This window comes from Streptomyces sp. NPDC048462 (genome assembly GCF_043200175.1).
Classification (GTDB): Bacteria; Actinomycetota; Actinomycetes; order Streptomycetales; family Streptomycetaceae; genus Streptomyces.
Window position 1 is genome coordinate 387,122 of record NZ_JBICXG010000002.1, and the last position, 6,980, is coordinate 394,101.

The window sequence follows — 6,980 nt, forward strand, 5'->3', positions numbered from 1 at the left end:
TCCGGGCAGCCGCCGCCCTCAGCGCACTCCCCGGCCGGTCTCGGCCATGACGGGGCCGCCGGAGCCCGCCGGGACGTCCTCGGGGACGTAGCGCCGGGGTGCGGCCGGAATCATCAGGGGCGTGCCGGTCTCCGGGTCGGAGATGATCCGGCAGGGCAGCCCGAACACGTCCTCGACCAGTTCGGCGGTCATGACGGCGGCCGGATCGCCCTCGGCAGCGATCGTGCCGCCGGGCCGCATGACGATGAGGTGGGTGGCGTAACGGCATGCCTGGTTGAGGTCGTGCAGCACCGCGACGACCGTGTGCCCCTTGCGGGCGTGCAGGTCGGCGCAGAGATCGAGCACCTCGACCTGATGGGCGATGTCGAGGAAGGTGGTGGGCTCGTCCAGGAGCAGGATCGAGGTCTGCTGCGCCAGCACCATGGAGAGCCAGACCCGCTGGCGCTGGCCGCCGGAGAGGTCGTCGACCGGGCGGTCGGCGAGGTCCAGCACACCGGTCTGCCGCATGGCGTCCAGCACGGCCGTCTCGTCGTCGGCGGACCACTGCTTCAGCATCCCCTGGTGCGGGTAGCGGCCCCGCGCCACCAGGTCCCCCACGGTGATGCCGCCGGGCGCGGTCGAGGACTGCGGGAGCAGGCCCAGCCGGCGGGCGACCTCCCGCGAGCGGTAGGTGGCGATGCCGGCGCCGTCCAGATACACCTGCCCGGAACGGGGTTTGAGCATCCGGGCCAGTGCCTTGAGGAGGGTGGACTTCCCGCAGGCGTTCGGTCCGATGATCACGGTGAAGGAGCGGTCGGGGATCTCGACGCCGAGCGAACTGACCACGGTCCGCTGCTCGTAGGAGAGCGTCAGGTCCTCGGCCCGCAGCCGCGCGCCCTGCACCGGGGGTGTCCCGTTCATATGAGTCCCTTCCGCCGTCGCGGAGTCCGCGCCGGGGCCGGTCGAATCGGACGTACGTGACGTGTCCGCCGTGCGCGACGCGCCCGTCGTACGTGTCGTCTTTCGGGTCATGCGCGGCTCTTTCGCGACTCGGTGATCAGCAGCCAGATGAGGTACAGCCCGCCGATGGTCCCGGTCGCCGTACCCACCGGCAGCAGTGAGGGGGCGAACAGCCGTTGCGCCAGCAGGTCGCTCGCGGCGAGCAGCAGAGCGCCCATGAGTGCGGCCGGGACCAGCGCGGGACCCGATGCCCGGGTCAGCCGGCGGGCGAGCTGGGGCGCCGCCAGTGCGATGAACCAGATCGGTCCGGTGACCGCCGTGGCGAAGGCGGCGAGCGCGACACTGATGACGAGCAGGAGCGCCCGGGTGCGTGCCACGTCGACGCCGAGGGCCATGGCGGTGACGTCGCCCATCTCCACCATGGAGAGCCGGCGGGCGAGGAAGAACGCGGGCGGGAGCAGGACGAGGACGGCGATGCCGATGGTGTTGGCCTGCTGCCAGCCCCGGTTGGTCAGGCTGCCGATCAGCCAGGCCTGCGCCTCCAGCGCCTCCTGCCAGGTCGCCCGGGTGATCAGATAGGAGTTGACGGCGAGCAGCAGCGCGCTGACGCCGATGCCGACGACGACCAGGCGGAAGCCCTGGAGTCCCCTGCCCAGCATGAGGAGGTACATCGCGGCGGCGGTGGCGAGGCCGCCGATCAGCGCGCCCACCGCGATCTGGGTCATGCTGCCGTGCAGCACGATGATGACGAGGAGCGCCCCTACGGCCGAGCCGTTGGTGAAGCCGATGATGTCGGGGCTGCCGAGGGAGTTGCCGGTCAGGCTCTGCAGGATGGCCCCGCTGACCGCGAGGGCCGCGCCCACGCACATCGCGGTCAGCAGGCGTGGCATGCGCAGGGTGTTGACGATGAAGTCGGCGCCGCCTGAGCCGTGGCCCAGCACGGCCCGCAGTACCTCGCCGACGGAGAGTTCGAAGTCTCCGGTGGTGAGGGTGACGAGCGCGACGGCGACGAGCGCGACGAGCATCACGGCCGTCACCACGAGGACGCGGCCCTGGATCCGTACGGACAGCCCGCCCGGCCGGGTGCGCAGCACCAGTCCGCTGACGACCCTCGGCCGCGCTGTCTCCGTACCGGCTCCGGCGGGGTCCTTCTCCCGTACGGCGCTCACAGCATGACCAGCTTTCGACGGCGGCACAGGGCGATGAAGAGCGGCGCCCCGAGGAACGCGGTGATGATCCCCACCTGGACCTCGCCCGGCGAGCCGAGCACCCGCCCCAGGACGTCCGCGCCGATCAGCAGGACCGGGGCGAGCAGCATCGAGTACGTCAGCACCCAGCGCTGGTCGGGGCCGACGACGAAGCGGGCGACGTGCGGTACGGCGAGCCCGACGAAGCCGATCGGCCCGGCGGCGGCGGTGGCCGCGCCGCACAGCAGCATGACGGCGACGGCGCCCAGCACCCGGGTGCGGCCGACGTTCAGGCCGAGGGCGCGGCCGAGCTGGTCGCCCATCGCGAGGGCGTTGAGCGAGGGTGCGAGGCCGAGGGCGATCAGGAGGCCCACCACGATGAACGGCAGGATGACGTAGATGACGTCGTAGTACCGGCCGGACAGGGAACCCACCGTCCAGAAGCGGTACTGGTCGAAGGCGCGCGGATTGAGCAGCAGCACCGCCGAGTTGAAGGCGTACAGCACCGCGGTCAGCGCCGCCCCGGCCACCACGAGCCGGTCGGGTGTGGCCAGGGTACGGCCCGAGGAGCCCAGCAGGTAGACGGCGACGGAGGCGACGGCCGCGCCGATGAAGGCGAACCACACGTACCCCAGCACCGAGCCGACCCCGAGGAAGGCGATGGCCACGACGACCCCGGCGGAGGCGCCGAGGCTGATGCCGAGGATGCCCGGGTCGGCGAGCGGGTTGCGGGTCAGGGCCTGCATCAGCGCGCCGGACAGGCCGAGCGCCATGCCCACGAGCAGCCCCAGGAGCGTCCTGGGGATGCGGTAGTCATGGATGATGATCGAGGTCTCGGAGCCGTCGGGGTGCCAGAGCGCACTCCAGGTCGCGGTGAACGGGATGCCCCGGGTGCCCACCCACACGCTGAGCAGCCCGACCAGGACGAGGGCGGCCAGCGCCGCGACCAGCCCCAGGGCCCGCAGGGTGTTCGCGGTCCGGGCGGGCGGCGGGGCGTCGGGGGCGACGGCCCGGTCCTCCGGAGCCGTCCGGGTTTCGACCGACAACGACAACTCCCCCTGACAGCGGTTCGGGTGCACCGCGAGCTGTAGGGCGCCGGAACGTGACGCAGGGACCCGGATAGAACTTAGGTGAGGCTAACCGAACGGTGCCGCGTGGTCAACGAGTGCCCCCCGCACGCGAAATGACGTGCGCCGCCGTGACCGGGGGCATAGCGGTCGGCGTACCCCCTCGGCCACCCATTTAGAGTAGCCTTACCTAACTTTTCCAGACTCATCGCGGAGGCCCGCATGCCAGGTGGAGGACCGACCGGGGGGCACGTCCTCCGCAGGGCGATCAGGGGGCAACGGCGCCGCGTCGCCACCGCCTCAGTGCTCGGAGCGGTGCATCAGGGGTGTGAGGCCCTGGTGCCCGTCGTCATCGGCGCGGCCATCGACACGGCGGTGGCCACCGGCTCCTCCCAGTCGCTGCTGCGCTGGCTCCTGGTGCTCGCCGGGCTGTTCCTGGTGCTGTCGAACTGCTACCGCACCAGCGCCCGGCTCGCCGAAGGGGCGGGGGAACGAGCCGCGCACCGGCTCCGGATGGAGCTCGGAGCCCGGGTGCTCGACCCGCGCGGGGGCGCCGACACGAACCGGCTGCCCGGCGCGCTCACCAGCATCGCCACCAACGACGCCCGCCGGGTGGGCTCGGTCGCCACGGTCCTGGCCTACGGGGTCGCCGCGACCTCGGCGCTGGTGATCAGCGCGGTGGCACTGCTCAGGATCTCCGTCCCGCTCGGACTCCTCGTGCTGCTGGGCATCCCGCCGCTGCTGTGGCTCGGCCACCGCATCAGCCGTCCGCTCGAGCGCCGCAGCGAGACCGAGCAGGAACGGGCCGCGCACGCCTCGGGCGTCGCCGCCGACCTGGTCGCCGGACTCCGCGTCCTCAAGGGCATGGGCGCCGAGTCGGCCGCCGTGGCCCGCTACCGCACCACCAGCCAGGACTCGCTGGCCGCTGCCCTGCGGGCGGCCCGCAGCCGGGCCGGCCACGAGGGCGCCGTCCTCTCGCTCACCGGCGTCTTCATCGCGGTCATCGGCATCGTGGGCGCCTACCTCGCGATGCGCGGCAGCATCAGCATCGGTGACCTGGTGGCGGCGGTGGGCCTGGCCCAGTTCCTCCTCGGCCCGTTCCAGCTGCTCACCTACGTCAACGCCGAGTTCGCCCAGGGCCGCGCCTCCGCCCGCCGGATCGCCGAGGTGCTGGACTCGCCCGCCGCCGTCGAGGGCGGCGCGTCCTCGGTCCCCCAGGACGCGGCGGGACGGCTGTGCCTGAGCGGGGTGCGGCTCGGCTCGCTGCATGACATCGATCTGGACATCCGGTCCGGCGAACTGATCGGAGTGGTCACCGGTGATCCGGCCGCCGCGACAGATCTGCTGCTCTGCCTGGCCAGGGAGCGGGACCCCGCCGAGGGGCTGATCGAGCTCGACGGCGTACCGCTGACCGAACTCGCCCCCGACGCGCTGCGCCGCGCCGTCCTCGTCGCCCACCACGACGCCGACCTCTTCGAAACCAGCCTGCTGGACAACGTACGTGCCGGGGCCCGCGACGACGCCGCCCCGGTCGACGAGGCCCTCGCCGCATCGGCGGCCGACGAGGTCGCCCGGCTGCTGCCCGACGGCGGGGACACCGTGCTCGCCGAACGCGGCCGGTCCCTCTCCGGCGGCCAGCGGCAGCGCGTCGCACTGGCCAGGGCGCTGGCAGCCGACAGCTCCGTACTGGTGCTGCACGACCCGACCACCGCCGTGGACACCGTCACCGAGTCCCGGATCGCCGCCCGGCTGCGGGAGATCCGCGACGGGCGCACCACCGTGCTGATCACCACCAGCCCGGCCCTCCTCGCGGTCACCGACCGGGTGGTCGTCCTCGACGGGGGCACCGTCTCCGCGACCGGCCACCACACCGAACTCGTCGCCGGGGACGAGCGCTACCGGGCGGCGGTGCTTGCATGACATCCACGTACGAGGAACGCGCGCAAGACACGGAAACGCACGCGGAAGAAGAGGGGAAAGCGGTCATGAGCACATCCGGCGCGGACCGCGCGCTGCTGCCGACGGCGACCGGCGCGGAGAGCGTCGCGGCGCTGCGCACCATGCTGCGCGGCCACCGGCGGCTGACCGCGGCCGCCGTCGGCGTGCTGGTCGCCGGAACCGCGATCGGTCTGCTGACCGCTCCCCTGCTCGGCCACATCGTGGACCTGGTGGTGGAGCGGCGCGGTTCACGGGCGCTGACGGTGCCCCTGGTGCTGCTCATCGTGGTGGCCCTGGTGCGCGGCGCCGCCGCCGCGGTCGGCAGCACGCTCGTGGCGCGGCTCGGCGAGACCGTACTCGCCGCCGTGCGCGAGCAGTTCATCGAGCGAGCGCTGCGGCTGCCGCTGGAGCGCGTCGAGGCGGCCGGTTCGGGGGACCTGGTCTCCCGGGTGACCAGCGATGTCTCCATGATCGCGAAGTCGGTGCGCCAGGCGCTGCCCGAGTTCACCCGCTCCGCGCTGACCATCGTGCTGACTTTCGTCGGACTCGCCGTGCTGGACTGGCGGTTCCTGGTCGCGGCCCTGCTGGCGATGCCGGTCCAGGTGCTGTCGGTGCGCTGGTACCTGCGCCGGGCCGCTCCGGTGTACGCCGAGCACCGCGTCGCGACCGGCGCGCTCCAGCACCAGCTGCTCGACAGCGTCGGCGGGGTACGCACCGTACGGGCGTTCCGGCTGAACCGTGCGCACACCGACCTGCTGGAGCAGCGCTCCGCCTCGGCGCGGGACCTCGCGCTGGGCGGCATCCACATCGTCACCGGCTTCTTCTCCCGGCTGAACCTGGCCGAGTACATCGGCCTGGCGGCCATGCTCGGCGCGGGCTTCCTGCTGGTGGACAGCGGTTCGGTGAGCATCGGTACGGCCACCGCCGCCGCGCTCTACTTCCACAGCCTCTTCAACCCGGTCAACGCGACGCTGTTCCTCATCGACGACGCGCAGTCGGCGGGTGCCAGCTTCGCCCGGCTGGTCGGGCTGTCCAAGCTGCCGGCCGAGCAGGGCGCCCCGGGCGGCACCGCTCCGGCGGACGGCTCGGTGAAGGTGAGCGCGGTCAGTTACGCCTACGGCTCCGGGTCCCCCGTACTGCGGAAGGTCGATCTGGAGGTGCGCAGCGGCGAGCGGGTGGCGCTGGTGGGTGCCAGCGGCGCCGGCAAGACGACGCTGGCCAAGGTCATCGCGGGCGTCCACGAGCCGCACGGCGGGACCATCTCGCTGGGCGGGGTCGACGCGGCCGAGCTGGGCGCCGCCGGGGTGCGGCGCGCGGTGACGCTGATCAGCCAGGAGGTGCACGTGTTCGCGGGCCCGCTGGCCGAGGACCTGCGCCTCGCCCGCCCGGAGGCCACCGACGAGGAGGTGCGCGCGGCCCTTGACCGGGTCGGCGCCCTGGAGTGGGCGCAGGCGCTGGCCGACGGCCTGGACACGGTCGTGGGCGAGGGCGGTCACCGGCTGACGGTGACGCAGGCGCAGCATCTCGCCCTGGCCCGGCTGGTGCTGGCGGACCCGCCGGTCGCGATCCTCGACGAGGCGACCGCGGATGCGGGCAGCGCGGGCGCGCGGGTCCTGGAGGAGGCGGCGCTGCGGGCGCTGGAGGGGCGTACCGGGCTGGTGGTCGCGCACCGGCTCCCCCAGGCGGCGACCGCCGACCGCGTCGTCGTCCTGGACGAGGGCCGGATCGTGGAGACCGGCAGCCATGACGAACTCGTGGCGGCCGGCGGCCGGTACGCGGCGCTGTGGGAGGCGTGGTCCGACAGCCGCCGGGAGCCGGCGGACGTGCGGTGAACACGTACTGACCCACA

The 6,980-nt window shown here is 73.2% G+C and carries 5 protein-coding genes; 2 read left to right on the forward strand and 3 right to left on the reverse strand.

The features are described from left to right. Positions 1-18 precede the first annotated feature (18 nt). The 3 genes from ACGFU6_RS04895 to ACGFU6_RS04905 all read right to left on the reverse strand — a co-directional run bounded on the left by ACGFU6_RS04895 (position 19) and on the right by ACGFU6_RS04905 (position 3,172). Entirely contained in the window at positions 19-900 is an 882-nt protein-coding gene (locus ACGFU6_RS04895) for an ABC transporter ATP-binding protein (protein WP_393608093.1), read from the reverse strand. A gap of 107 nt (positions 901-1,007) precedes the next feature. After that, positions 1,008-2,108, reverse strand: a complete 1,101-nt coding sequence (locus tag ACGFU6_RS04900; protein WP_393608094.1) for a FecCD family ABC transporter permease — start codon at positions 2,106-2,108, stop codon at positions 1,008-1,010. Further along, a complete protein-coding gene (locus ACGFU6_RS04905) occupies positions 2,105-3,172 on the reverse strand; it encodes a FecCD family ABC transporter permease (RefSeq protein ID WP_393608095.1) in 1,068 nt (355 codons plus the stop codon). The genes ACGFU6_RS04900 and ACGFU6_RS04905 overlap by 4 nt, the downstream gene beginning before the upstream one ends. A gap of 243 nt (positions 3,173-3,415) precedes the next feature. On the opposite strand from ACGFU6_RS04905, the gene ACGFU6_RS04910 reads away from it, so the two are divergent. After that, a complete protein-coding gene (locus tag ACGFU6_RS04910) occupies positions 3,416-5,113 on the forward strand; it encodes an ABC transporter ATP-binding protein (RefSeq protein WP_393608096.1) in 1,698 nt (565 codons plus the stop codon). Positions 5,114-5,178: 65 nt separating this feature from the next. Then, a complete protein-coding gene (locus ACGFU6_RS04915; protein WP_393608097.1) occupies positions 5,179-6,963 on the forward strand; it encodes an ABC transporter ATP-binding protein in 1,785 nt (594 codons plus the stop codon). Positions 6,964-6,980 lie beyond the last annotated feature (17 nt).

What these genes read in the sequence shown, in the direction of transcription:
- ACGFU6_RS04895 (WP_393608093.1), bottom strand. Translation starts at nt 900, where the DNA reads ATGAACGGGACACCCCCGGTGCAGGGCGCGCGGCTGCGGGCCGAGGAC.
- ACGFU6_RS04915 (WP_393608097.1), top strand. Translation starts at nt 5,179, where the DNA reads ATGAGCACATCCGGCGCGGACCGCGCGCTGCTGCCGACGGCGACCGGC.
- ACGFU6_RS04910 (WP_393608096.1), top strand. Translation starts at nt 3,416, where the DNA reads ATGCCAGGTGGAGGACCGACCGGGGGGCACGTCCTCCGCAGGGCGATC.